The sequence below is a fragment of the Streptomyces sp. NPDC086549 genome (genome assembly GCF_044746205.1).
Lineage (GTDB): Bacteria > Actinomycetota > Actinomycetes > Streptomycetales > Streptomycetaceae > Streptomyces.
In genome coordinates, this window is record NZ_JBIVBS010000003.1 from 13,585 (window position 1) to 38,491 (window position 24,907).

The following is a 24,907-nucleotide window of genomic DNA, read 5'->3' on the forward strand; positions in this document are numbered from 1 at the left end:
GGTCAGGAGCAGTCGGAGCGATAGGCGAAGGGCCTGCCGGGGCAGCTCGGGCATTCGAACAGGTATATGCCGCCCATGTCGCCGAGCATGAGCCCCGGCGGGCTCTGGATCCGCCTTCGTTCCTCGTAGGGCAGGTCCCAGATAGTGCCCGTGGCCGGGGTGTCCTCGACGGGCAGCCACGCCCGCCAGCTCTCGCCGTCGAACTCCGCGCTGTTGACGGTCAGCAGATGCTCCATGCGCCGCCTGCACGTCGGGCATGTGGGCCAGTTCGGTTCCTGCGTCCAGGTCGGGTAGCCGCCGACCTTGATCCCGTCGGACACCGAGAGGTGCGACCAGTACGACCAGCCGGATTCCTCCTCGAGTTGCTCGAACCTGTCTTCCAGTGCGTCGGCGAGGCCGTCCGGCAGGTCCCAGTGCGGGTAGTCGGTGACGCGTTCCGGGTGCAGGACGCACGGGTCCGGCAGGTAGTCGCTGTCGGCACCGGTGGGGCGGGGCGGGTCAGCCGGTTCGAGGCCGCTCTCGGCGCTGTCGCGCCAGAAGATCTCGGGGCGGGGTACGTATCCGTGCTCGTGGTCGAAGGGGCACCACAACACCTGAAGCACGTCGGTGCCGTCCGGAAAGCTCGGTTCAGGCACGTCGGCGGCGAAGAGCTGGAGAACCGGGACGAGCGGGATCTGCCCGTCGGCAGGCGGGGAGAACGCCGTGCGCGGGTGGTCGTCCTCGCAGTGCGGCCACGGCTGCGAACGCGGCCACAGCACGGGCCCACCGAGCGAGCTGTCTCGTGCGCCCGGGTTCCCCCGACGCGGATGCAGCCGGACGGCAGCCTTCCGATGGACCGCCACCTCGGGAAACAGTGCCTCCACATCGAGGGGACGCGGTGGGGTGGTACGTGCCATCGGACGTGCTCCTCACGGGCCAGGTCGGGTGTCGCAACGGCCGGTGTGCTCGGCGGCCTAGCCGAAGGTTACGGGCCCCTTGGGTGTCTCCACGGTGAAGGAGATGCCCACCGGCCCCTCGCCGAGGCGGAGTTCGGTGCCCAGGGTGGCCAGCAGCGCACGGATCTCGCCAGGGTCGGGAGCGGTGGCCGAGACTTCCACCAGGGGCGTGACGGGCAGCCCCGACGCGGACGGGTGCACCGAGGAGCCCCAGTCGATGAGGAACGGCACCAGGCCGGAGGGGTGCGCCGTGTCGCTGTCGGTCAGGCGCCATTCCAGGAGGGTTCCGTCGGGTCTGCGGCGGCTCATCGGGTGCGGCGAGCCGGGGTCGTAGTCACGGGCACGCGCGGCCGCGACCGCCGCGTCCAGGTCCGGCGGGCTGATCGCCCAGGTCACCGTGCGCGCGCCGGTGAGCCCGTCGACACCGAAGGGCCGGAAGCTCTCCGGCGGCGACTGTTCCGGATCGGGGCCGATGATCTCCAGATAACTGCTGCCGCCCAGTGACACGAGGTAGTTGCGGGTACCGAGGTCCGGGTGGGCACCGCCGACGGCCGGTGTCACGCCGGTCCGTCGGGCGAACTCGGCGACCGTGGCCGTGAGATCGGGGGTCGCCAGCACGAGGTGGTCCAGAAGCGGGGGGATGGCATTCATTCCGGCCGAGGCTAGGGGCGCCGGTGTCCCACGTTCAAGGGACATGCCTCATGGAAACCGTCAAAACGCCGCCTTCCTGGGGAACGCCTGTGCGGAATGATGGGTGCGTGATCCGTACCGCGCGAGTCCTGCCGCTGTCCTTCCTGCCACTGTTATGCCTGCTCCCCGCCCTGCTCACCGGCTGCGGAACCGAGAAGTCGGGCGCCGGAGCCGGGGGAACCGCGTCCGCCACCCCCGACACGGCCGAACTCGACTCCCGCGTCCGGGCGATGGGCGTCGCGCCGGAACTCGTCTACGTCACCGAGGCATCCGGCTTCGCCCCCGCACAGCAGTCCGTCGGCGTGAACGGGGACGACGGCTTCTCCGTCTCCTACTGGTCGAGGAGCGGCGGCATCCTCCACCTCTACGTCGACCGGGGCACGTTGACCCACGCCACCTGCCCCAAGCAGGAGGAGTGCGTGGTACCCGAGAAGGGGAAAGTGGTGCACATCGGCGGCGAGCAGGTCTCCCGCACAGTCCTGCGCGAGGCGGCCCGTGCCGTGCACCGCCCCTCGGCCGAGGAGCTCGCCGCGCTGCTGCCGTCACCCGCGCCGACACCGACCGAGCCGCTGCAAAGGGGCGACCTTCCCTCGAACGGGGACGGGGCGCCCGACAACAGCGTGGGGGAGGGCGGTTAGGCCCGGGGCGGCATCGGGAACGCGGTCCGGGCGGAGGGGAGACTCGGTCACATGACTCCGCGGCTGCTGATCCACACCCGCACCACCGACTACCGTCACGACTCCATACCGGCCGCCATCGCCGCCGTACGCGCACTCGGCGGCTTCGAGGTGGACGCCACCGAGGACCCCGCGGCCCTGGAAGCCCCGCTGGAGGCGTACGCGGCCGTCGTCTTCCTCTCCACCAGCGGGGAGGTGCTGACCCCGGCCGGGCGGGAGCGGCTCGCCGAATACGTGGAGTCGGGCGGCGGGTTCGCCGGGGTGCACGCGGCCGCCTGCACCGAGTACGACTGGCCGTACTACGGCGAGCTGCTCGGTGCCCGCTTCGCCCGGCACCCGCATCTCCAGCCGGGCCGGGCCGTGGTCGAGGACCGCGGTCACCCCGCCACCCGGCATCTGCCGGCCGTCTGGCACTTCACCGACGAGTGGTACGACTTCCCCGACTTCTCAGGGGGAGTGAGGCTGTCGTAGTGATGTGCACCTCAGGTTTGTGCAGCTCAGCCACTCGTGGTCGAACTCTAGCTAGTGCAACAGCTGTGGTGCTATCGCTGGTTGGAGTGTCTCTGATGGCAACTGAGTGATCCGCCGGCGCTCTGCCGCAGGAACCGACGAGATGCCGCCCGTGGAGTGACGGAATGGCAGACCGTGCTCACCGTTAGGGACCTGTGAAGGACCGCAACCGAGCGCAGGTCTGGAGTGTCTTGAGGGAATGTGAGTGCACAGCTGCCCCGACGCCGGGCCGAGCGACGCAGCCCGAGGCTGTGGCCGGTCGGAACGGTCCTCGCCCTGACCTTCACCGTGGCGGCCCTCGTAGTGGACAGCCTGCGTATCAAGTCCGGGCGTATTGATAGTCCCGAAGCGCCGAACACGGCGATGACCGAGCGGACCAGCTCGGGCTCTCCGCGGCATGCGCGGACGGGTTCCTTGCGAAAAGCGTTGGTGCCCCGGCTTGCTCCGCTGATGGACTGACTCCGCCGTGAGCCTGCTGCGTGACGGAGGTAGTGGTTGTGACGGAATATGACGTGCTTGCCGAGGTGTACGAATGGCTCATCTCGGATGCAAAGTTGCCTCCCGCCGAGTTCGCTGCGTCGTTCGATGACGTTCTCAGTCTCCTGCCGCCGAGCGCACACGTCCTCGACTGTTCGTGCGGGACCGGACAGTTGGCGGTTGGCCTCGCCGGTCTCGGCATGCAGGTTGTCGCAACTGACGCCAGCGAAGCGATGGTTCGTCGGACTGCAGAGTTGTCGGACGAGTACGGGGCATCCGTTCGGGCGGTGCGGGCGAACTGGGAAGAGTTGCCCGACCATTTCGAGGACGACACGTTCGACATGGTGTTCTGCGTTGGCAACTCGCTTCACCATGCCGCGGGCGCCGCAGGCAGAGGTGCTGCTCTGGAGTCGATGTCACGGCTTCTGCGCCCGGGAGGGCGCTTGGTGCTCACATCCCGGACTTGGGAACTCGTGAGGGCCAGAGGTTCCCGGCTGGACATCTGGGACCGACTCGTCCGCCGGAACGGTCGCGATGCCGTCGTGGTCTACCGCTGGGAGATTGCGCCGCATTGGGAGGAGGAGCACCACATCGAGATTGCGATCGCGCAAGTTGAGGCGACTGGGCCGGTTCTCGTCCGATCGGAACTGCTGTCCTGCTGGCCCTACCGGTACGAGGAACTCGAAGGCGAGCTGCACCGGGTCGGCCTCCGGACGGAAGTGAGCACGTTCGATCTTGAGGCCGAGAACTACAAGGTGGTCGCGAGCAAGATGTAGATACCGGGCTCTCAGCCCGTGGCCGGGCCGCGCGGTTGCTCGCAGGACGCTTGAGCCCTCTCAATCGGTGCTGGTTCAGACGGTCAACGCAACGCCGCGGCTGAGCAGTCCTGCTGCCTGCATTACGGCGAGTGGACACGGCGGCCCGCGTAGCGGGCCCAGGGTTCGGCGGCCTTGTCGGCGTGAAGGAAAGCGACCTGATAGCTGTAGCCGAGCGCGTCCGCGACGAGCGACGGTGGGCACTCGAGCACGAGCTCGCCGATGGCGCGGTTGCGGGCGCCGAGGAGGTTGACCCCGAGGTCACGGAGGCGCTTCATGACCGTGTTGGGGTGAAGATGGCGGCCGGCGTACCGCGAATAGCCCGGAACCTCTGCATTCCTTCACGGGACTGCCACTGCCCGGAGGCCGTATTTCAGCAGGCCGGCGAATTCCGTCGGTTGGCCGCAGATGGCGTCAGCGGGCCTGGTTCAGTGCCCGAGTCAGTTCTCGGTTGGCCGCTCGCGCGGCATCAAGTTCCTCGGTCCGCTCTTCGAGTTGGCCCCTTATGTCGGTCAGGTCTTGTTCGAGCAGCGTGATGCGGCGTTGAAGCTGGTCGATGTCGGCGGACGCACCAAGGCCGGATTCCTTCCATGCGGTTTCACCGAGGCTCTCAGACAGGCGCTTCTCCAACCGCCGGACCCGGACTGTCAGCCGTCTGTTCCGTTCCAGCGCGTTGGTCAGGTCTGCCCGCAGCGAGGCCCGGCTGACGGCCGCGATCCGGCTCTGGTGTCGCGGACGGTCATGTACTGCGTGCAGTCGGAGATGTCGCCGCGTTCGTTGAGGAAGCTCAGCCGGCCCAGGAAGGCAGTGATGTCGACGCGGCCGAGCACAGGCAGGTCGACGCCGTGGTCATCCCGACTCAGGTGCAGGCTCGTGGAGAAGCGGCTCAGGGACTTCAGGGTGCGTTGGACGGTGGTTTTTCCGCTCTTTCCGCGGCGGCGGGGGATGTCGTCGAGGGCCCAGGCCTTGGCTCCTTCCCTCAGCCAGGGCTGGGTGATCCCGGTGAAGGAGAAGGTGCCACCGAGGCCGAAGACGCTCGCGTCCCAGACATCCTTGTGGCGTTCGGTCTCCGGGCTCAGGCCGAAGCGGCGAATGTGCTTGAGGAAGCCCCTGGCCAGGGTCCTGTCATGGCGGGCGAGGACGTCCAAATCGAGCTCGTCGAGTGAAGTGACTTGCTGGGCACGGGCGTTGGTGGACAGATTGCGCAGCTGGTAGTCCTTGTGCCGGAGTCCCTGAGCGATCCGTTCCTGGAGGCCGAAGAGGATCTCGGCGACCACGCGGTCGGGCAGCCCGCGCAGGCTGACCTTGCGGGACTCTGCGATGGCCGGGGTGGTCAGCCGCCAAAGATCCTCGTCCTCCAAGGCTCCTGCTTGGCGGAGGTCACGGCATTGGTCGGCGTGGGGCATGCAGTACCCGCTCCCGGTCTCGCCTTGCCGGTCACAGGCAGCGACCTGGCAGGGCCCCAGGGCGGGCAGCGGCTGTACTTCGGGGTGGGCGAGGAAGTCTTCCAGCGGGAGCCCGTAGACCTTGCGCCTCTGGTAGTCATGCGACGAGCACAGGAGTGTCGCGCGTCTGCCCGGCCGCTCGCAGTGCGCGACCTGGCATGGGAAGTACCCGACCATCCGGCCCGACCGTCTGATGGTGACGAACTCGTCGAAGGGCAGGTCGCTCTTCTTCCACCGCTCGGTGCAACCGGTGCACATTCCCTTCTGGTGGGCGAAGTAGGACATCTTGTCGCAGCCGGCCACCAGGCAATCCTCACCGCTGAACTGCGGGTGCGAGCGAGGCAGCAGCAGAACCCGGACGTGAGGATCCCAGCTGAGCAGCTGCAGGAACTCCGGTTGGACGGCGCCCATGAGCCCAGCGGTGACCGTGTCTTCCCCTGCCCCGTGTCGGGGCGTTGCGAGTGCCAGGTTCACCGGGCCTCCCCCTCAGTCAGCCGGGGCGAGGGCACACGCTCAACGGCCGCGCGCAGGCGTGAACGGTCCGGATGCAGGTAGGGACGGGGTGACGCCGGGTTCTTCTGGCCCAGCAGGGCCTGAACCTCATCCAGCGTGCCGCCGGCGTCCACGACGTTGCTGGCCATCGCATGCCGGCACATCCGCGGCCCAACTCGGCGGCCCAGCCCCGCCCGTCCCGACAGCGACTCGCACAGCTCTCCGATCGCGCCGGTGGTCACCGGCGAGCCGAAGGGCGGGCGGAAGAGGTTGACCAGCAAGAAGTCGCTTCCGCCCTCCCCAAGGATCTCGTAACGCTCCACCGCGTACTGGTCGGCGGCCTGCACCACCAGGAAGTCCACCGGCATCACCCACGACTTCCTCGACTTCGACCAGGCGCCATTCACGTTCTGCCGCCGGATCACGTGCAGATGGGCCCCCTCGACATCGCACCCCAGCGAGCGCGAATCCATCAGCAGGTGGACATCACAGCGGTGCAGCCCCGCGACCTGTCCCGGACGCAACCCCACCCGGGACAGCAGCAGCACGATCAACCTGTCCCGGGCCGACCGACAGGCCCGCAGCATCGCCACGACTTCCTCGTCGCTGGCCCGGTCCACTTCCGTCTCCGGCTCCTGCAGCCGGTGACGGGCCCGCAGCCGATACCGCATCCCACCGCTCTCGCCCCGTGCCTCCACCGGCAGGTCACGGTCATCCCCGAGCTCGTAGAGCTGCTCAAGGACCCAGGCTGGGGCGACCTTGTTGACCACCGCGTGCAGCAGGAACATCCGTACTGCGGTCAGCACCTTGTTGATTCGCGTATCCCCGCGGACCGGCTTTCCGCCCGGCCCCCGGACCACGGCCTGGCGGTGGCCACCGTCGCCCGGCGCCCAGCGCAGCCACACCATGAACAGCCCCATATCCCGGGCCGCTGTCGACCAGTCCCGCCCGGTGCCCGCGCACCAGCGCAGGAACAAGGTCACCGCCTCGGCGTACGCCTTCGTTGTCGTCTCTGCCCGGCCCCGGGCCAGGCGCAGCTCTCTCAGGAAGCGGTCCGCCTCTTGGACTACCTCCAGCTCGTCGTCCACCACGGTCCAGTACCGGGTCCCCGACGGCATCAAGACAGGAAATGTTCCGTACATTTGTTCCCATGCTCCGTATGTCGATCGCAACGATCCACTACAAGAGCCACACCCCCGGAGAACCGCCGTAATACCACAAACGACAGCAACAGGCGCAATGTCACACCACAGCCATCAAAACCCCAAAGAACGGACCAATCCGCGAGACGCGGTGCGCGTGCTCGTACGTGCGGACGAGACGTCGTACGTCGGAGGCGGCATGGGGGAGGACCATCCGTTGGTCTGGTGCCGCGAGCAGGGGGCCGGGCGCGTCTTCTACACGGCCCTGGGCCACGCCACGGAGGCCTACGCCGACCCCGAGTTCCTCGCCCACCTGCGCGGCGGGATCGCCTGGGCGGCACGACTCGGCCGGGATCAGTGACGTTTCTCCGGTGAACCGGATACGCCATCGGAGTGAGTAAAGCTCGCGTACGGAGAAAGTCACGTGGATATCTAGGAATCCTTTTGTCCTGGCAAAGTGCCATCCACAGGAGGAGCCAGACGGTGACTTACGGGAAGAAGCTGCGCGAGCAGATCGCCGGACCGGGGACCACCCCGCTGATCGGCGTGTACGACATGTACTCGGCCTCCATCGCGGCCAAGCACTACGACGGGATGTTCGTCTCCGGCTTCGGCTTCGCGGCCTCGTACTACGGGCTGCCGGACATCGGCTTCATCGCCTGGCCGGACATGGTGGCGTTCGTCCAGCGGCTGCGGGGCGCGTTCCCGCGCCACCACCTGCTGGTGGACATCGACGACGGGTACGTCGACCCCGAGGTCGCCTGTCATGTCGTCGAGGGGCTGGAGCGGATCGGCGCCTCCGGGGTGATCCTGGAGGACCAGAAGCGGCCGCGTCGGTGCGGGCACGCCGACGGCAAGCAGGTACTGCCGCTGGAGGAGTACCTGGAGAAGCTGGAGAAGGTGCTGGCGACCCGTCAGGACCTGGTGGTGGTGGCCCGTACGGACGCCACGGACGAGAAGGACATCCTGCACCGGGCCGAGCGGCTGGCGGCCACGGACGCCGACGTGGTCCTGGTCGACGGGGTGCGCAGCGTCGACTGGATCCGCCGGATCCGGAAGGTCGTCGGCCACAAGCCACTGCTGTTCAACCAGATCGCCGGCGGCAAGTCGCCCCGGCTGTCGCTGACCGAACTGGACGAACTCGGCGTCGACGTCGCGATCTACAGCACTCCGTGTCTGTTCGCCGCCCACCAGGCGGTGGACTCGGCACTGGGCGAGCTGAAGGCGGCGGACGGCCGGTTGCCAGAGGTCGACGCGGCGAGCGGTGTCGGCGTCAAGGCGGCCACGAGCCTCCTGGAGCGGAACATCGCCCGGGACCGGCTCGACGAGCCCGAGGGGATGGGCGCGTGACGCGTGCCGTGGCCCGGTTGCGGACGGCCACCGCCGTGGCAGCGGTGCTCCTCGGAGCCGCCGCCACTCCGGCGGCCGCGGGCGACGGAGACCTCATCACCGTCATCGACAACCGACAGGCCGACTCGATTCTCGAAGTCGACCGCACCGCCAACCTGCAGACCGGCAGCGGCACCGCCGGCAGCGACCATGACGGGAGCGCCGTCGACCTGATGGAGGCTCTCGTCGGCGCGGCCGACCGGGACGGGGAGGACTGAGCAACAGGAGCAGGAGCAGGAGCAGGCTGCGGCCGGGCGCCCCGTGCGGGGAGGGCCCGGCCGCAGCCCTGACGAGCCTGGATGTACGAGGTCTACGAGGTCACCGCGCCGCGTTCGTCCGGGTGGGCCGTACCGCCGTGCTCGCCCGCCGCACCAGCCGGGTCGACAGCTCCGTACGCGTTCCCTCCGGGCGCTCGCCCTGCATCATCCGCACCAGCAGGCGCAGGGCCGTCGCCGCCATCTCCGACAGCGGCTGACGGACCGTGGTCAGCGCCGGGGCGACCCAGCGGGCCTCGGGCAGGTCGTCGAAACCGACCACGCTGATGTCGTCCGGCACCCGCAGCCCCCGCTCGGCCAGCGCCGCGTACACCCCGAGCGCCATCCGGTCCGAACAGACGAACACCGCCGTCGGCGGCTCGGGCAGGTCCAGCAGCTCCAGCATGCGCAGGCGGGCGGTGGTCTCGGCGAAGCCCGCGTACCGCACGTACTCGGGCCGCTGCCGCACCCCGGCCGAGGCGAGCGCGGAGCGGTAGCCGGCCACCCGGGCGCCACTGCACATCCAGCGCCGGTGCCCGGCGATCACGGCCACACGCTCGTGACCCAACGCCAGCAGGTGCTCGGTCGCGATCACCCCGCCCTGCCAGTTCGCCGCCCCGACCGACACCACACCCGGCGGCGGCTCGTGCGCCGGGTCGATCAGCACGTACGGGATGCGGTGGTGGTCGAGCCAGGCATACTGCGCCGGCGACAACTCGGCCAGGTTGAACAGCACCCCCGACGAGCCGCGCGCCGTCAGCTTGTCCAGCCAGCCGCGCTCCGGGCGGCCCGCCAGAGGCCGGGTCAGCCCGGCCGAGACCACCACCTCCAGTCCCGACTCGTGCGCCGCCTCCGCCACCCCGTGCAGCACCGCGCCCGACCAGGAGCTGTCCAGCGACTGCACGACGACGTCGACCAGACCCGGCGCCTTGGCCGCGTCGAAACGGGGTCTGCGCACGTAACCCAGCCGGTCCAGCGCCTCGGTGACCCGGCGGCGCGTTTCGGGCGCCACGTCCTCCCGGCCGTTGACCACCTTCGACGCCGTCGGCACCGACACCCCGGCCTCGCGGGCCACCACGGCCAGCGTCGGACCCGTCGTCGCCACCGCGCTCGCACTCCCCGCACGGACCATCGCCGAACCCCGCCTCTCCGGCCCGCCCGAGGGCCATCGAAAGTTGCGACCAACGTTGCTTCCGCGGCCGGCCCGAAGACCGTACAGAAAGCGCTTCCTACGATAGATGTGTTCCCAACTCTGCGTGAAGACACGGGAATTCACGGGATCATGGGCGCTGCGACTTTCGAAACTTCGAACAGCGGGATCCATTGGCCTGCCAAAGTGATCAACGCGGCCATTGGCCCCGCACCGGCCGCCGCCCCGCACCGGCACGCCGTCACTCGAACGGCCGCCCGGCCGCCCCGTGCGCCGGAATACCGGCAGCCGATGTGATGCTCTGTATGCACCGGTGCGCGAGCGATTCACCGGTGCGCGAGCACGAGCGCGGGAGGAGCTGGTGGGCGGATGACGGCAGACCAGGCGGACCCCGTGGTCAGGACGCCGTACGGGGCGGTACGCGGCAGATACGAGCGCGGGGTCGCGGTGTTCCGCGGCATCCCGTACGCCGCCCCGCCCTTCGGACCCCGCCGGTTCCGCCCGCCCGAGCCGCACGAGCCCTGGGACGGTGTGCGCGACGCGGGCGCGTTCGGGCCGACCGCGCCGAAACCCCCGTACTCCGAGGCGTTCGCCCACTACCTCTCCGACCCCGTCGTGGCCGGCGACGACTGCCTCAACCTGAACATCTGGACCCCCGAGCCGGGCCCCGCCGCCCGGCTCCCGGTTCTGGTGTGGCTGCACGGCGGCGCCCTGACCAGGGGCTCCTCGGCCGTACCCGTGTACGGCGGGCACGGCTTCGCCCGCGACGGCGTCATCCTCGTCTCGGTCAACTACCGGCTCGGCGTCGAAGGCTACGGCCTGTTCCCGGACGCACCCCCCAACCCCGGACTACGCGACCAACTGGCCGCGCTCGAATGGGTGCACGAGTCGATCGCGGCCTTCGGCGGCGACCCCGACCGGATCACCCTGGCCGGGCAGTCGGCCGGCGCGATCAGCATCGGCGCCCTGATCGCCGCACCGCGCGCCCAGGGCCTGTTCCGCCGCGCCATCCTGCAGAGCGGAGCGCCGGAGGCCTCTGAGCGCGACAAGGTACGGCGGATGGCGCGCCGCATGGCGTCCCGGCTCAGGATCCCCGCCACCGCCGAGGCCTTCGCCGCCGTCGACCGCGACCTGCTCCTGCGCACCCAGGCCGAGGTGGGGCGGCTGAGCAGCCCGGTCCTGGGCGGTCCCGCCTTCGGGATCGTCGTCGACGGCGACCTCGTCCCGCGCGAACCGCTGGAAGCCCTGATCGAGGGCGAGGCCGCCAGGGGCATCGACCTGCTCATGGGCTGGACCCGCGACGAGTACCGGCTGTGGCTGGTGCCGGGAGGACTCGTGGACCACGTCGACCGGCTCGGCCCGGTCGCGATCGCCGGAGCCATGGCCCGCTGCCACTGCGGCCACGAGGTACCGCGCGGCTACCGCGCCCTGCTCCCCGAGGCCGCCACCTCCGAAATCGTCGGCCAGATGGTCACCGACCACCTCCTGCGCATCCCGCTGCACCGTCTGGCCGACGCCCGCCCCGGATCCTCCTACGTCTACGAGTTCGCCTGGCCCTCCAACCTCCCCGGCCTCCGCGCCTGCCACGCACTGGAACTCGGCTTCGTCTTCGACACCGGCGACGTCCCGGACTCCGCGAAGCTCGCCGGCGAAGGCGCCCCCAAGGAGCTGTGCGACACCATGCACGCGGCCTGGGTGCGCTTCGTCGCCACCGGGGACCCCGGCTGGGAGCCATGGGATCCCGCCCACCCGGTACAGATCCTGGGCGACGGTCGACCGCATATCGCATACGGTCCACGAGATCCTGAATTCGCTCTGTGGGCGGCGGACGCCACCGCCGCACCGGAGCCGGCCGTGGTCGACGGCATGCCCGCGCGCCGTGCGGAAATGGCGGCCGCGGTACGTCGTCTGCGCCGCTCGGTCGGCGCACGCAGACACTGAACAGTGCCGTTGCCCGGCTTCACCGCGCGGGCCGACCGGCCGTATACACGCGACCAGTCGCATACAGTCGGCAGTCGGCAGTCGCCCGACCGACACAAGCACCGATGACACAAGCATCGACGGCGAGGGATGCCGCCGACCGCCGGCGGAGCCGACCGCTCAGGCCGCGCCCAGCGTCCGCGCGATCGACGTGATCGCCTCCGGACCCACCCGGCAGCAGCCTCCGATCAGCCGGGCGCCCGCGTCCCGCCACGTCTTGACCTGCTCGGCCGTGAAACTGGAGCGGCCGGCCCAGGCACGGGCCTCGGCGTCCCAGGCCTCGCCGCTGTTGGGATAGACGACGACCGGCTTGCCGGTCACCCGCGCCGCGGTCTCCACCGCCCGCTCCACGTCCTCGGGGGCGCAGCAGTTGACACCGACCGCGATGACCTCGTCCGCGTCGGCGGCCGGCGCGAACGCCTCCTCCAAGGGCTGGCCGGCGCGAGTCCGGTCCCCGTCGACGGTATACGAAAGCCAGGTCGGCACACCGAGTCCGCGCACCGCCCGCAGCAGCGCCGTCGCCTCGTCGGTGTCCGGGATCGTCTCCAGCGCCAGGACGTCGGGAGCGGCCGCCGCCAGCACTTCCAGACGGGGGCGGTGGAAGCGCTCCAGCTCGTCGACCCCCAGCCCGTACCGGCCCCGGTACTCCGAGCCGTCCGCGAGCATCGCGCCGTACGGGCCGACCGAGGCGGCCACCCACAGCGGGCGCACGATCCCCTCGCCATGGGCCCGCCGCGCCGCCTCCCGGGCCAGCTCCACGCTCAGCGTGAGCAGCCGGGCCGCCTCCGCACGGTCGATCCCACGTTTGGCGAACCCCTCGAACGTGGCCTGGTAGCTGGCGGTGATCGCCACGTTCGCACCCGCCGTGAAGTAGGCGAGGTGCGCCTCGGTGACCGCCTCGGGCCGCTCGGCAAGCAGCCGCGCCGACCACAGCTCGTCGCTCAGATCGTGCCCGGCGGACTCCAGCTGGTTGGACATGCCGCCGTCGAGCACGACCGTCCCCGCGGCGAGGGCTTCGGCGAGGGCTTCTGCGGGGGAGGGGGAGACATCGGGGGTGTTGCTGTTCATGTCACGACGCTAGTCGATCGGGCCGTGCGCCCCCGATTGTGTCCAACTGATGAACGGAACGCCCACCATGTGGACTCCCGGTATACGATCACCCGACTCCCCGCCCCCGCCGTACGCCGCCCCCACCGCGCGTGCCCCCGCACACCCGGAACCGCACATGACTGCCCCCAGCCCCGCCGAGGCCGCCGAGCCCACCCGGCCTGCCACCGAGCCCGCCCCCGCCCGCCGCACCTTCGGCCTGGCCGCCGCCACCGCCCTCGTCATGGGCAACATCATCGGCGGCGGCATCTTCGTGCTGCCCGCCACCGTCGCCCCGTACGGCACGGTCAGCCTCCTCGCCTTCGTCGTCCTGTCCGTCGCCGCGGTGCTGCTCGCCCTGCTCTTCGGCAGACTCGCCCGGCGCAGCCCGGTCACCGGCGGCCTGTACGTCTACCCGCGCGACGCCTTCGGCCCGTTCGCGGGCTTTCTGTCGGCCTGGTCGTACTGGACGATGTGCTGGGTCAGCATCGCCGCCCTCGCGGTCGCCGTCGTCGGCTACGTCGACGTCCTGATACCCCTGCACGGCAACCACCTCGCCGAGGCCCTCGTCGCCCTCGCCGCCCTGTGGCTCCCCGCCGCCGCGAACTTCGCCGGCACCCGCTGGGTCGGCGCCGTGCAGATCGTCTCCACGATCCTGAAGTTCGTCCCCCTCCTGCTGGTCGCCACCATCGGCCTGTTCTTCGTCGACACCGACAACTTCGGCCCCTTCAACGCCTCCGGCGACAGCGTCCCCGGCGCCCTCGCCGCCTCCGCCGCGCTGCTCCTGTACAGCTTCCTCGGCGTCGAGTCGGCCGCGGTCAGCGCGGGCGAGGTGGACGACCCGGAGCGAACGGTCGGCCGGGCCAGTGTCCTCGGCACGCTCGGCTCCGCCCTCGTCTACATCCTCGGCACGGTCGCCGTCTTCGGCCTGGTCCCGCACGACGAACTGGCCGACTCCGGCGCGCCCTTCGCCGACGCCGTGAACGCGATCACCGGCGGCCACTGGGGTGGCACAGCGATGGCCCTGGTCGCCGTCGCCTCGATCACCGGCTGCCTCAACGGCTGGATCCTGATGGCCGCGCAGATGCCGTACGCCGCCGCCCGTGACGGACTCTTCCCGGCGCCCTTCGCCAAGGTCGGCAAGGGCGGGGTGCCCGGCTTCGGCGTCTGGGCCTGCGCGGTCCTCGGCACGGCCCTGATCGCCCTCAACTACACGGCGGGACCGGACACCACCTTCCGCGTCCTGGTCCTGATCACGACGTTCACCGGCTGCGTCCCCTACCTGCTCTCGGCAGCCGCCCAGCTGTACTGGCTGGCGAAGGGCACCCGTGAGCAGGTCCGCCCGGCCGGCCTCGCCCGCGACCTGATCGTCGCCGCCCTCTCCTTCGCCTTCTCCTTCTGGCTGATCGCGGGCGCCGGCTACGCGGCCGTCTACCAGGGCGTACTGTTCCTCTTCGCGGGCATCCCGCTGTACGTGTGGATGCGCGGCCGCCGTCGGACGGCGGAGCCGGAGGAGGCCGCGGTCTGACCCCGGGCCCCCTACGCCGCGTGCCGCCCGGCCCTCCGTCGCCCCCTGCGCCGGGCGCGCAGGCCCGCCGGGAACGCCAGTCCGCCCAGGAGTCCGGCCGCGAGGGCGTACGGCCACCAGCCGAAGCCGTCGGCCGCGGTGTTCGCGCTGCGGGTGTCCACCGCCTCCGGGCGGGCGGACGCGGCACCGGGGTGTGTACTCGGCGAAGGGCTGTGGCCGCCGGTGGGGGTGAGGACGACGTCGTTGCCGTCGCCGCCCCGGTAGCTGATCCGGTAGGCGGTGTCCGCGAGCTTCAAGCGGGCGCCCTCGCGCAGGCCGTCGAAGGCGCCGGTCGTCCGGGAGCGGCCCGTGTGGTCGACGACGGTGATCTCGCGAGCGGGACCGGTTCCGGCGGCGGACATGTCGAAGGACCCGGCCAGCCGGACCGCGCCCGCCACCTTCAACGGCTTGCCCCGCAGGACCAGTTCCCCCTTCGCGTGCTGGGTGTAGTCCCCGGTCACCGTCAGCCCGCCCGCCACCAGGCCGTCGTTCGTCACCGAACCCCGCACCGTGCCCTTGCCGGTGAGCGTGGTGGCCACCCGCAGCCCCGAGGCGCCCGCGTCGAGTCGTGCGCCCGCCGACGTGAGCCGGATCGCCTTGCTGTGGGCGAGCGCGGCCCCCGAGCGCAGGGCGAGTGTGCCCTTCGCGACGGTCGTCGTCCCGGTGTACGCCACCGCGCCGCCCGTGAGCGTGGTCGTGGCGGCACCCGACTGCACCAGGGCGCCGCTCCCGCCGACGTGGGTCAGTCTCACGGGAGTCGTCGTGTTCCGCAGGAACAGGGTTCCGTCGTTCACGATCCGGCGCCGCGCGGTCCCCGTCAGCAGGGAACCGTCGCCGCCCTTCGCGCCGGACCCCAGCCGCAGCACGGCGCCCTTCCCGATGGTCGTCGAGCCGTCGTAGTACTGCGCGGCCGCGAAGGTCACGTCGTTCCCGCGGGTCCCCGCGATCACGATGTCCCCGGCGCCGGGCGCGGCCAGCGTGTCGTGGTACCTGCCACCGCCGATGGGGGCGCCCAGGGTGACCGGGCCGTTGTAGTCGAAGGTGAGGCGGGACCGTCGACCGCTCGCCGTATGCAGGTTGATGTACACGGTATCCCGCGTACCCGGCATGAAGATCCGGTGCGTGGTCCCGTCGCCCCACCGCACGTCGGCACCCTCGATGTTGGTCCCGCGCTTGTTCAACTGGTGCGGGACGGCCCGCCAGTTGAGGTCCGGGTCGCTCAGTGAGGGGTCGGTGTCGCCGCCCCGGTCGCTGTAGCCGTACTGCCCGGTGAGCACGACCTTGCCGCCCGGCCGTGTGTGGACGTTGACGTCGCTGCCGTACGCGCGCTGGTAGAAGTCCTGCCGCAGGGTGATCGTCTGGTACAGCGGGGTGTCGATGATCCACGAGCCCTGGTTGAGGATGGCGCGGGCGTTGGGCAGCGCCACGGGGTACTCGGGGCGGCCCACGGCCATCCCGGTGCCGTTGTCGATGACCCCGGAGAAGGGGTGGGTCCCGGCGAGGTCGAGGGTGCCCCACATGTTGCGCGGCTGCGTGACCAGGCCCGAGCCGCTGATGGTGCCGATGTTGAAGGTGCGGGTGAGGGAGAGGCGGAGGGTGCCGTCGACCCGGATGTTGAGCTGGTTCAGCCGGTAGCCGGGGGTGTCGTAGGGGAAATGGCCGATCAGGCCGGTGCCGCCGCCCGTGCCGTACTGCAGGGTCGTGCCGCGCTCGACCGTGATCGCGGGCGGGTCGGGGTTGCTCACGGTGGTGTACGGGTGACTGCCGCCCTGCGTGCGCACCACCTGCCGCTGCCGGGACTCCGGCAGCGTGAAGTCGCTGTCCCTGGTGAGCACCAGCGTGCCGCCGCCGCGCACGGTGAGCGTGCCCCGGCCGCGGAAGACGCCGTCGTACGTGGTCGTCCCGGACGGCACGGTGACCACCGAGTCGCCGGTGAGCGACACGTCCCGGTTCGCGAGCACGTCGGCGGTGACGTCCCGGATGCCGGCGGCCGCCGCCGGGGGAGCGGTGGCCAGCAGGGCGGCGACCGCCGCGAGGGCGCCGAACGCGGCTGTCGTGGTGTGGAGTTGGCTGCGCACGCATCGGAGACGGGCCGGGGCGACCCGGATAACAAAAAAACGCCCCGTCGAGAAAGGGCTTTCCCCAGTCTCGTCAGACCCGTTGACCTCCCCGTAACACACCCTTACCTTTTGCGCGTTCGTCATGACAACTGAGGTTCGAAATCCCGAACGCCCGAGCCACCCCGAGCCACCCCGAGCCACCCCGAACACCCCGAACCATCCGGTGAAGGAGCGTGTGTGAGATGAGACGTGCCTACGCGATCCTGCTCGCCCTCTGTCTGGCCCTGATCGGCGCCTTGGCCGCCGCCGGACCCGCCGCGGCCGCGACCCAGACCGTCACCAACGGCACCCAGTTCACCGACACCGCGGGCGCCGTCGTGCACGCGCACGGCGGCGGCGTCATCAAGGTCGGCAGCTACTACTACTGGTTCGGCGAGGACCGGAACTCCGACAACACCTTCAAGTACGTGGACGCCTACCGCTCCACCGACCTGAAGACCTGGGAGTTCCGCAACCACGTCCTCACCCAGTCCAGCGCCTCCGAGCTGGGTACCGCCTACATCGAGCGGCCCAAGGTCATCTACAACGCGTCCACGGGCAAGTTCGTCATGTGGATGCACAAGGAGAACGGCGTCGACTACAGCCAGGCCCGCGCCGCCGTCGCCGTCTCCGACACCGTCGACGGGGACTACAGCTACCAGGGCAGCTTCCGCCCGCTCGACCAGTACATGTCCCGGGACCTGACGACCTACGTGGACACCGACGGCACGGCCTACATGGTCTCGGCCGCCAACGAGAACTACGACCTGCACATCTACAAGCTCACCTCCGACTACACCGCCATCGACAGCCTGGTCGCCAACCCCTGGCCCGGCGGCCACCGCGAGGCCCCCGCGCTGTTCAAGCGCGGCGACGTCTACTTCATGCTCACCTCAGGCGCGACCGGCTGGAACGCCAACCAGCAGCAGTACGCCACCGCGACCTCCCTGACCGGGCCCTGGACGTCCTGGACGAACGTCGGCGACTCGACGGCGTACAACTCGCAGACCGCCTACGTCCTCCCGGTCACGGGAACCTCGGGCACCTCGTACCTCTACATGGGCGACCGCTGGGGCAACTCCTTCGGCGGGACCGTCAACGACTCCCGCTACGTGTGGCTGCCGCTGTCCTTCCCCACCTCCACCACGATGTCCATGTCCTGGTACCCCGAGGTCTCCGTCGACACCGCCGCCGGAACGGTCACCGGCACGAGCGCCACGTACAACACGCTGATCGCCCGGCACAGCTCCAAGTGCGCGGACGTGCCCAGCCAGTCCCTCTGGCAGTCCGTCGCGATCAGCCAGTACACCTGCAACAGCGGCACCAACCAGAAGTGGTGGTTCAAGGATCTGGGCACCGGCTACTACGAACTGATGGGCCGGGGCAGCTCCCTGTGCCTCCAGGAGAACTCCACCGACGTCACCCAGGAGGACTGCACCGGCGCCACCACCCAGCAGTGGTCGGTCGTCACGTCCGGCTCCTACGTCAGCATCAAGGCCAGGGCGACCGGCGAATGCCTGGACGTGTCCGGCGCGTCCACCGCCAACTCCGCCGCGATCATCACCTACACCTGCAACGGAGGCACCAACCAGCAGTGGACGCGCGGCACGTGAGCAGCACGTCCAGGACCGGACCCGCCGAGGCAGCCGCATGAGCGGTCCGATCGCGGGTAGGCGAGCCCCCGTGACGGCGGGACACGGGGGCCTGTGACGGAGGAGGGCGTGGCGCCATGACCGAGATCCCCGCAGAAGTCTTCGAGGCAGTGGCGCGCGAGGCCCTGCGGGATCTGGCCGAAGCGCCCGACCCCCGCGTGTGGGAAGTGCTGGCGGGCTGCGATGTCCTGATCCCCGCGATCGGCGGTATCGGTTGCTCGGACGGCCGCACCGAGTTCGTGCGGCTGGTGCTGCCGGTGGTCGAAAGCGTCCGCCGCGCCCCCGCGGTCATGGTCTTCACATCGGAGGAGGAACTGCTCAGGGCTTTCCCCCAGGTGCCCTGCTACCGGTGTATCACCCTGGGGCAGTTGGCCGCCCATTGGCCGGCCGACGAGGTGGTGTTGGTCGTCGATGCCGGTGGCGAGGACTCGCTGACCCTGTCTGCACCGCAGGCGCGGCGGCTGCTCGCCGGCTGCCCCGTCAGGCCAGCAGATCCAGCGCGTCGACCGACGTCCCCGCACTGAGGAAGCCCGTCGTCCCCGAACCACTCACCACGTTGATCTTCAACACGTTGTACTGACTGGTGTCCGTGAGCCAGGCGCTCGCCGGAACGCTGTAGGTGAAGGTGTAGTTGTTGCCCCGGTACGAACCCACGGTCAGCGACCGGGTGCTCGGCTGGGCCGGCGGCGAGGGGATCGACGACGTCCAGGAGTCATTGACGACGACCTGCGGCCGGCCATTGGCGTATGCGGTCGTCACGCCGATCCGCAGGGTGTGCGCGGCGGCGGCCTGGGCGGCGGTCAGCCTGAAGTAGACCAGCAGGCCGCTGTTGACGTCCTTCCAGATGTAGCAAGGGAACGCGGACGTCTCCGTGCCGCTGCCGATCACCACGTTGCCGGTCCAGGACGCGGCCCGGACGTCCGACGGATGCGCGTAGGTCATCAGGTCCGCGTTCTTGAAGCCGCTCGGGGTGCCGTTCCAGTCGCCGATCCGCCAGATCGCGGTCGCGTTGCCCGGGTCGTTCGTCGACGGGATGGTGATGGTGTTGAGGGTCGTGGTCGTGCCTGCGGATACAGTCGTCGATGTACTGTATACAGCCAACTCTCCCTTGTAGACGGTCAGCGTGTATGCACCCGGCAGTACACCGGCGACGGAGAAGTACCCGTCGGACGAGCGCGCCGACCCCCAGTACTGCGCCGCCGAGTTGGCCAGCCCGACCGTGTACGCGTACGCCGTGTCGCGCCCGGAGATGCCGACGCCCGCCACCCGGCCCCGGCCGCTCGCCGGAACGTACCCGGAGATGCCCAGCGAATCCGCCCACGAGGTCGTCAGGGTGCCCGGGGACAGTGACGAGGAGGGCGCACCGCCCTCCGTGAAGGCGATGACATACGGGCCCTGGAGGCCGAAGCGCTCGGCCTCCGTCTGGTTCTCGCCGTAGTACAGGATCTCGTACAGGCCGCCGCCGTCGGCGCTCTGGTGGCGCAGCAGGGAGCGGTAGAAGGGGCCGCCGGATGCCTTCTCGTGGTTGCTGCGCACGATCCACAGGCCCACGCCACCGGTCGTCCAGCCGATGGAGTCGTAGTCCATGACCCGCAGCTTCGAGTAGTGCTTGGAGCGGGTCTGGCCGTCGGACTTCTCGAACACGTCCGAGGCCTCGATGGTGGTCGGCGCGTAGGTGTAGGAGTCCGGCTCGTCGTTGAGGAACAGGCCCGCCTTGACGCGCACGATGTAACGGGTCGCGCTGACGGACGCGTCCGCCTTGTTCGTCCAGAGGTAGACGTTGTTCTCGCCGCTGCGGGCGGCGTAGTAGTGCTTGAGTGTGCCGTACGCGACGGAGATCAGGATCGTCGAGCCGGACTGGGCGATGGTCACGGTGGAGGTGCCGAGGCCCGACTCGACGTGCGAGTTCTTGCCGCCGTAGCCCTGGTACTCGGTGCCGCGGTAGACCAGCGAGGTCAGGTCGCCGTTGGTCTTGCTGACCTTGAGGACGAGGTTGGCGCCGGTGTCGACGACGTAGTTCGAGCCGTCGTCGCTCCAGCCGAAGCCCGCGGCCGACGCGGTGCCCGCGAGGGGGCCGGCGAGGGCCGCCGAACCGGCGGCGGCCGCGGTGCCGAGCACGAAGGTACGGCGGCGTACGGACCTGTCGGTGGATCCGGACATGGGGTGCCTCCTTCGAGAGGGGTGGGTGTGCGGGTGTTGGCAGGGTGGCAGTTGAATCGATTTCGCGAAAGGGCTTTCACCCGCACTACGGTTTGCAATCTCAGGAAAATGACCCAAGGTCTAGAAAGCGCTTGTCCGCCGCGATAGCGTCCAGCCTTCAGGCCTTGTCGCCGTGACGGAGGAGACCAGGGTGAGACGTTTCAACGGTTTACGCGTCGCAGGACCGGCGGTGGTCCTGCTGGGCGTCGTACTGTCCCCCGCCCCCGCCCCCGCCCCCGCCCAGGCCCACGACCGCCACCAGCCGCTCGGCATCGAGAACTGCACCGCCACCGCCTGCCACTTCGACGTCCCGCCCGGCACCTACGACGTTCAGGTCCGCCTGGGCGGCGAGGAGGCGTCCGGCACGAGCATCAGCGGCGAGACCCGGCGCTCCCTCCTGCCCGAGACGGCCGCCGCGGCAGGCGAGCACGTCACCCGCGGCTTCACCGTCGACGTCCGGACCCCCGAGGGCGAACCGACCGGCCCCGACGGAACTCCCGGACTGGACCTCGCCATCGGCGGTACGGCACCCGCACTCGCCGACATCCGCGTCACCCCCTCCTACCGTTCCCGCCAGATCATCCTCATCGGCGACTCCACGGTCTGCGACCAGCCCGGTGACCCCTACTCCGGCTGGGGCCAGCAGCTCCCGCAGTACCTCCGCAAGGGCATCTCCGTCGCCAACTACGCGGACTCCGGCGAGAGTACGGTCACCTACCTGCAGAACCCCCTGCTCTGGGCGACCGTCCAGCCGCTGATCCGCCCCGGCGACCCGGTCCTGATCCAACTGGCCCACAACGACAAGACGACCGACGAGGCGACGTACCGGGCCAACCTGGAGACACTGGTGGCGGGTGTACGGGACAAGGGCGGCAGGCCGGTCCTCGTCACCCCGATCGTGCGCCGCTGGTTCAACCCCGACGGCACCCTGAACAACAACACAGCCCTCCTGGTCAACGGCCTCGGAGTCGACCACCCGGCCGTCATCCGCTCCGTCGCCGCCGCCGAGGACGTCCCGCTGATCGACCTCACCGCGAAGACGAAGGAGTTGGTGGAATCGTTGGGTGTGGAAGGCTCCAAGTCGATCTACCTCTACAACGAGAAGCGCGACAACACGCACACCTCCGTGCACGGCGCCACGGTCTACGCGGGCCTGGTCCGCGACGAACTCCTCGCCCTGCATCTGGTGCCGAAGGGCAAGGTGCGGGTGGGATGAAGCCCTGGGGCGTCCCGACCGGAACCGGGGCGCCCCAGGTCCGGCCCCGCTGGAAGGAAAGACACCGCTGATGCACCTGCCCCCGCCCGACCGCACCCTCAGCCCGCGCACCGGCTTCACCCGCGCGCACTGGGAGACCGCGGCCGACGCCTTGCTGGCCGCGGTGGAGCCGTACGCCACCGAGGACCGCGCCCTCTACCACCTCCCCGGTGACCGCGAGAGCTGGTCGGGCCGCCTCTCCGACGGCCTGGAGGGATACGCCCGCACGCTCCTGCTGGCCGCCTTCCGCCGGGACGAGAACGCCCTCGGCCGCTACGCCGAGGGCCTCGCCGCCGGGGCGGCCGGAGTCTGGCCGCGTATCGGGGACCGCAGCCAGCCCCTGGTCGAGGCGGCCTCGATCGCCCTCGCCCTGCGGCTGACAAGGGACCTGCTCTGGGACCGGCTGGAGGATCCCGTACGGGAGCGGGCCGCGGCCTGGCTGGCCGACGCGCTGACGGCCGAACCCTGGCCCTGCAACTGGGAGTTGTTCCCGGTCACCGTCGGCGGATTCCTCCAGGAGATCGGGTACGAGGCCGACGCCTCGCGCAAGGCGGTCGAGCGGGGCCTGGAACGCATCGAGGAGTGGTACGCCGGCGACGGCTGGTACACGGACGGCCCCGGCCGCGCCTTCGACTACTACAACGGCTGGGCCATGCACCTGTACCCGGTGCTGCACGCGTGGCTGGCGGACGACGCGGAGCTGCTCGACCTGTACGGCGGCCGGCTCGAACGTCATCTCGCCGACTACGCCCGCCTGTTCGGCGGCGACGGCGCCCCGATGCACCAGGGCCGCTCCCTGACGTACCGCTTCGCGACGGCGGCCCCCCTGTGGCTGGGCGCGCTCACCGGCCGTACCCCGCTGGCGCCCGGGGAGACCCGGCGACTGGCCTCCGGTGCGCTCAGGTACTTCCTGGACCGGGGTGCCGTCGACGAGCGGGGTCTGCTCACCCTCGGCTGGCACGGCCCCGACGAGGCGGTCCTGCAGGGCTATTCGGGACCGGCGTCCCCGTACTGGGCGAGCAAGGGCTTCCTCGGACTGCTCCTGCCCGCGGACCACGAGGTGTGGACGGCGGCCGAGGAACCCGGCCCGGCGGAGCGCGCGGACGCCGTGACGCCGATCGGGGGCCCCAACTGGCTTCTTCAGTCGACGCGTTCGGACGGTGTGGTCCGGCTGCACAACCACGGCAGCGAGGACGTCCGCTACGACCCCTTCTACACGCGGTTCGCGTACTCGACGGTCACGCGGCCCCTGGGCTCGCCGCCCGACAACACTTTCATGGTCGGCGGCGACCCGGCCCGCACGGGCATCGTGCCGCTGGGAGCGGGCGAGGGCTGGGCGGCCTCCCGGTACACGACGGGTTCCGGCGCCGAGGTGACCAGCCTGGTGGTGGCCGACGGCGCGGTGGAGGTGCGAGCCCATCTGGTGGCCGGCGCGGATCCCGGCACGCAGGTGCACGTCACCGGCTGGGCGCCATGGGGTGACGAGGAGGCCGAACTGGTGCCGGTCCACGGTCTGTCGGGCGGGTTCGCGCTGTCCGGCGTGACGGACGACGGGCCCACCCTCTTCGTCGCCCTGGCCCGGCTCACCGCGGAACCGGACCCCCTGCCCCTCCCGGACCTGGTGTCCGTGGAGGTGCGGGGAGACGGCGACCTGAGCGTGCGCTGGGCCGGCGGAGAGATCAGGGACTTCCGGTTCAGGGCGTCACACGGGCGATCCTCAGGCTCGTCGTGGTCGGTGACGCCCCGCTGAGCCCGGTGGCGTAGGACGGGGTGACGGGCGCGTAGGCCCAGGTCAGGGAGCCGTCCTTGGAGACGGCGATGTCACCGGTGATATGGGCGCCCACCACCTTGTCCGTGCCGACGAACCTGCCGTTCCAGTCGACGAGCCGCAGGTGGGTGCCCGCGAAGGTGCCGGTGCAGGTGCCCGCGGAGCACTTCGCGTTCTTCAGGGACTCCCAGGACAGCAGCAGCTCGTCCTTGCCGTACGGCGCGAGGTGCACGTCGACGTGCTCGGTGCCCTTGGTGTTCGACAGGTAGACCGCCTTGCCCGGACCGGAGTTGCGGTTCTTGAGGAAGGCGATCGCCACCTGGTGGGTGCTGGTCCTCGGCGTGACCGTCCAGCCGCGTCCGCTGGAGTCGTCCGGGTTCTTCCTGGCGGAGGCGGCACCGCGGGAGGCGAACGCGGTCGCGTACCGGCCGGTGGAGGACTTCACCAGGTCGCCGCTGCGGCTGGGGAAGGTACCCCCGCAGTACCCCGCCCAGCACTGCTCGCGCTGCACGACCGGGGCCACGTCCGGGGCGCCGATCCCGGTGGAGACGAACAGGCCCGAACGCCAGTCGTCGAAGCACAGGGAGGTGAACGCGCCGGACGTCTCCGCGTGCAGGGCTATGCCCTCGTTGTGGCTGCAGCCCCAGCTCCAGCCGCCGCTCAGCTTGGCGCCCTCGGCGCTGATGTACGACAGCTTGTCGCCGTAGTGCCCGTCGGCGAAGCCGCCCGCGCCGTGCACCACGAAGTAGGCGCCGTACTTGGTGCCGTTCCAGGTGAGCTCGCCGTCGAGCGTCGGGGCGGTGTCGTGGGAGGCGGTGCCGGTGAGCTTGGTGCTCCAGGTCCTGGTGCCGTTCGTGTAGCGGACGATCGCGGCCGCGGTCTCGTGCCACTTGTTGCTGTCGGAGACGCGGGTCAGCAGCGCGAAGCCGTTGTCGTGCGCGACCAGGCCGCCGACCTCCTTGGCGCCCTTGACCACCGTGTCCGTGCCCGAGCGCTTCCCGGCGGAGGTCAGCGGGGTGACGTGGACGCCGTCCGAGGCGGGCCAGGCCACCCGCAGGGTGCCGTCGGGGGCCACGGCCGTCGCTGTCCGGTTCCACTCGCGGGTGTTGTTGTAACCCGCTGACAAATAAGGGTACTTGGCGCTCAGGCTCACTGTCGTGCTGGTGACCGTGAGGGAGGTCGTCGCCGCCCCGGCGGTGGCGTACCACGCGCCGGCGAGCAGTCCGGCGGCCGCGAGGACACCGACGGCGGGCTTGCGGGCCGCCCGGACCCGGCGGTGACGTGTCGTGCGTCGTGCAGATGTCATGACCCCGGGTTGCCGCCGG

21 protein-coding genes and 2 pseudogenes are annotated in these 24,907 nt (G+C 70.4%); 12 read left to right on the forward strand and 11 right to left on the reverse strand.

What is annotated here, in order from left to right; all coding sequences use genetic code 11:
• Positions 1-2: 2 nt before the first annotated feature.
• Together ACIPSA_RS11020 and ACIPSA_RS11025 are read right to left on the reverse strand one after the other, a co-directional pair.
• Positions 3-896 carry a DUF1963 domain-containing protein gene (locus tag ACIPSA_RS11020; protein ID WP_402631823.1) on the reverse strand — a complete coding sequence of 298 codons (894 nt, stop codon included), beginning with the start codon at positions 894-896 and terminating at the stop codon, positions 3-5.
• Between the two features lie 57 nt (positions 897-953).
• Positions 954-1,586: a VOC family protein gene (locus ACIPSA_RS11025; RefSeq protein WP_402631826.1), complete on the reverse strand. Its 633-nt coding sequence runs from the start codon at positions 1,584-1,586 to the stop codon at positions 954-956.
• Positions 1,587-1,693: 107 nt separating this feature from the next.
• On the opposite strand from ACIPSA_RS11025, the gene ACIPSA_RS11030 reads away from it, so the two are divergent.
• From ACIPSA_RS11030 to ACIPSA_RS11040, 3 genes and pseudogenes are all read left to right on the forward strand, one after another.
• Positions 1,694-2,263, forward strand: a complete 570-nt coding sequence (locus tag ACIPSA_RS11030; RefSeq protein ID WP_402631829.1) for a membrane lipoprotein — start codon at positions 1,694-1,696, stop codon at positions 2,261-2,263.
• A 51-nt stretch (positions 2,264-2,314) separates the two neighbouring features.
• A pseudogene (locus ACIPSA_RS11035) lies at positions 2,315-2,740 on the forward strand (ThuA domain-containing protein); the annotation flags it as partial.
• Between the two features lie 569 nt (positions 2,741-3,309).
• On the forward strand, positions 3,310-4,065 hold the full coding sequence (locus ACIPSA_RS11040) for a class I SAM-dependent methyltransferase (RefSeq protein WP_402633715.1): 756 nt from the start codon (positions 3,310-3,312) through the stop codon (positions 4,063-4,065).
• A 122-nt stretch (positions 4,066-4,187) separates the two neighbouring features.
• On the opposite strand, the gene ACIPSA_RS11045 is transcribed toward ACIPSA_RS11040, so the two are convergent.
• The 4 genes from ACIPSA_RS11045 to ACIPSA_RS11060 all read right to left on the reverse strand — a co-directional run bounded on the left by ACIPSA_RS11045 (position 4,188) and on the right by ACIPSA_RS11060 (position 7,159).
• Positions 4,188-4,382, reverse strand: coding sequence for a hypothetical protein (locus ACIPSA_RS11045; protein WP_402631832.1), 195 nt, complete (start codon positions 4,380-4,382; stop codon positions 4,188-4,190).
• Positions 4,383-4,518: 136 nt separating this feature from the next.
• Positions 4,519-4,734 (reverse strand): hypothetical protein, encoded by a 216-nt coding sequence (locus ACIPSA_RS11050; protein ID WP_402631835.1) that lies wholly within the window; start codon positions 4,732-4,734, stop codon positions 4,519-4,521.
• 47 nt (positions 4,735-4,781) lie between these two features.
• Positions 4,782-5,960: a hypothetical protein gene (locus ACIPSA_RS11055; RefSeq protein ID WP_402631838.1), complete on the reverse strand. Its 1,179-nt coding sequence runs from the start codon at positions 5,958-5,960 to the stop codon at positions 4,782-4,784.
• A 59-nt stretch (positions 5,961-6,019) separates the two neighbouring features.
• Positions 6,020-7,159, reverse strand: a complete 1,140-nt coding sequence (locus ACIPSA_RS11060) for a tyrosine-type recombinase/integrase (protein ID WP_402631841.1) — start codon at positions 7,157-7,159, stop codon at positions 6,020-6,022.
• 154 nt (positions 7,160-7,313) lie between these two features.
• Between ACIPSA_RS11060 and ACIPSA_RS11065 the strand changes: the two are divergent.
• The 3 genes and pseudogenes from ACIPSA_RS11065 to ACIPSA_RS11075 all read left to right on the forward strand — a co-directional run.
• Positions 7,314-7,544 (forward strand): annotated as a pseudogene (locus tag ACIPSA_RS11065) (ThuA domain-containing protein); the annotation flags it as partial.
• A 122-nt stretch (positions 7,545-7,666) separates the two neighbouring features.
• Positions 7,667-8,533: an oxaloacetate decarboxylase gene (locus ACIPSA_RS11070; protein ID WP_402631843.1), complete on the forward strand. Its 867-nt coding sequence runs from the start codon at positions 7,667-7,669 to the stop codon at positions 8,531-8,533.
• The gene (locus ACIPSA_RS11075) at positions 8,530-8,790 is read left to right on the forward strand and encodes a hypothetical protein (RefSeq protein ID WP_402631846.1); all 261 of its coding nucleotides are present in this window, start codon (positions 8,530-8,532) and stop codon (positions 8,788-8,790) included. The genes ACIPSA_RS11070 and ACIPSA_RS11075 overlap by 4 nt, the downstream gene beginning before the upstream one ends.
• A 100-nt stretch (positions 8,791-8,890) precedes the next feature.
• On the opposite strand, the gene ACIPSA_RS11080 is transcribed toward ACIPSA_RS11075, so the two are convergent.
• A complete protein-coding gene (locus ACIPSA_RS11080; RefSeq protein ID WP_402631849.1) occupies positions 8,891-9,958 on the reverse strand; it encodes a LacI family DNA-binding transcriptional regulator in 1,068 nt (355 codons plus the stop codon).
• Positions 9,959-10,345: 387 nt separating this feature from the next.
• On the opposite strand from ACIPSA_RS11080, the gene ACIPSA_RS11085 reads away from it, so the two are divergent.
• Positions 10,346-11,917, forward strand: a complete 1,572-nt coding sequence (locus tag ACIPSA_RS11085; RefSeq protein WP_402631851.1) for a carboxylesterase/lipase family protein — start codon at positions 10,346-10,348, stop codon at positions 11,915-11,917.
• A 159-nt stretch (positions 11,918-12,076) separates the two neighbouring features.
• Here ACIPSA_RS11085 and mmuM read toward each other — a convergent pair whose 3' ends face one another.
• Positions 12,077-13,024, reverse strand: a complete 948-nt coding sequence (gene mmuM, locus ACIPSA_RS11090) for a homocysteine S-methyltransferase (RefSeq protein ID WP_402631854.1) — start codon at positions 13,022-13,024, stop codon at positions 12,077-12,079.
• Between the two features lie 157 nt (positions 13,025-13,181).
• Between mmuM and ACIPSA_RS11095 the strand changes: the two genes are divergently transcribed.
• The gene (locus ACIPSA_RS11095) at positions 13,182-14,570 is read left to right on the forward strand and encodes an amino acid permease (protein ID WP_402631857.1); all 1,389 of its coding nucleotides are present in this window, start codon (positions 13,182-13,184) and stop codon (positions 14,568-14,570) included.
• Positions 14,571-14,581: 11 nt separating this feature from the next.
• Here the strand turns inward: ACIPSA_RS11095 and ACIPSA_RS11100 are convergent, their stop codons facing one another.
• Positions 14,582-16,687, reverse strand: coding sequence for an autotransporter (locus ACIPSA_RS11100; protein ID WP_402631860.1), 2,106 nt, complete (start codon positions 16,685-16,687; stop codon positions 14,582-14,584).
• Positions 16,688-16,911: 224 nt separating this feature from the next.
• On the opposite strand from ACIPSA_RS11100, the gene ACIPSA_RS11105 reads away from it, so the two are divergent.
• Positions 16,912-18,321: an RICIN domain-containing protein gene (locus ACIPSA_RS11105; protein ID WP_402631863.1), complete on the forward strand. Its 1,410-nt coding sequence runs from the start codon at positions 16,912-16,914 to the stop codon at positions 18,319-18,321.
• Positions 18,322-18,437: 116 nt separating this feature from the next.
• Complete coding sequence (locus ACIPSA_RS11110) at positions 18,438-18,884, forward strand: SseB family protein (protein ID WP_402631866.1); 447 nt, start codon at positions 18,438-18,440, stop codon at positions 18,882-18,884.
• Here ACIPSA_RS11110 and ACIPSA_RS11115 read toward each other — a convergent pair.
• Positions 18,841-20,520, reverse strand: a complete 1,680-nt coding sequence (locus ACIPSA_RS11115; RefSeq protein WP_402631869.1) for a rhamnogalacturonan lyase B N-terminal domain-containing protein — start codon at positions 20,518-20,520, stop codon at positions 18,841-18,843. The genes ACIPSA_RS11110 and ACIPSA_RS11115 overlap by 44 nt on opposite strands.
• 190 nt (positions 20,521-20,710) lie before the next feature.
• On the opposite strand from ACIPSA_RS11115, the gene ACIPSA_RS11120 reads away from it, so the two are divergent.
• Both ACIPSA_RS11120 and ACIPSA_RS11125 read left to right on the forward strand, forming a co-directional pair.
• Positions 20,711-21,775, forward strand: a complete 1,065-nt coding sequence (locus tag ACIPSA_RS11120; protein WP_402631871.1) for a rhamnogalacturonan acetylesterase — start codon at positions 20,711-20,713, stop codon at positions 21,773-21,775.
• Between the two features lie 70 nt (positions 21,776-21,845).
• Positions 21,846-23,564: a DUF2264 domain-containing protein gene (locus ACIPSA_RS11125; RefSeq protein ID WP_402631874.1), complete on the forward strand. Its 1,719-nt coding sequence runs from the start codon at positions 21,846-21,848 to the stop codon at positions 23,562-23,564.
• On the opposite strand, the gene ACIPSA_RS11130 is transcribed toward ACIPSA_RS11125, so the two are convergent.
• On the reverse strand, positions 23,509-24,888 hold the full coding sequence (locus ACIPSA_RS11130; RefSeq protein ID WP_402631876.1) for a hypothetical protein: 1,380 nt from the start codon (positions 24,886-24,888) through the stop codon (positions 23,509-23,511). The genes ACIPSA_RS11125 and ACIPSA_RS11130 overlap by 56 nt on opposite strands.
• Between the last annotated feature and the right edge of the window lie 19 nt (positions 24,889-24,907).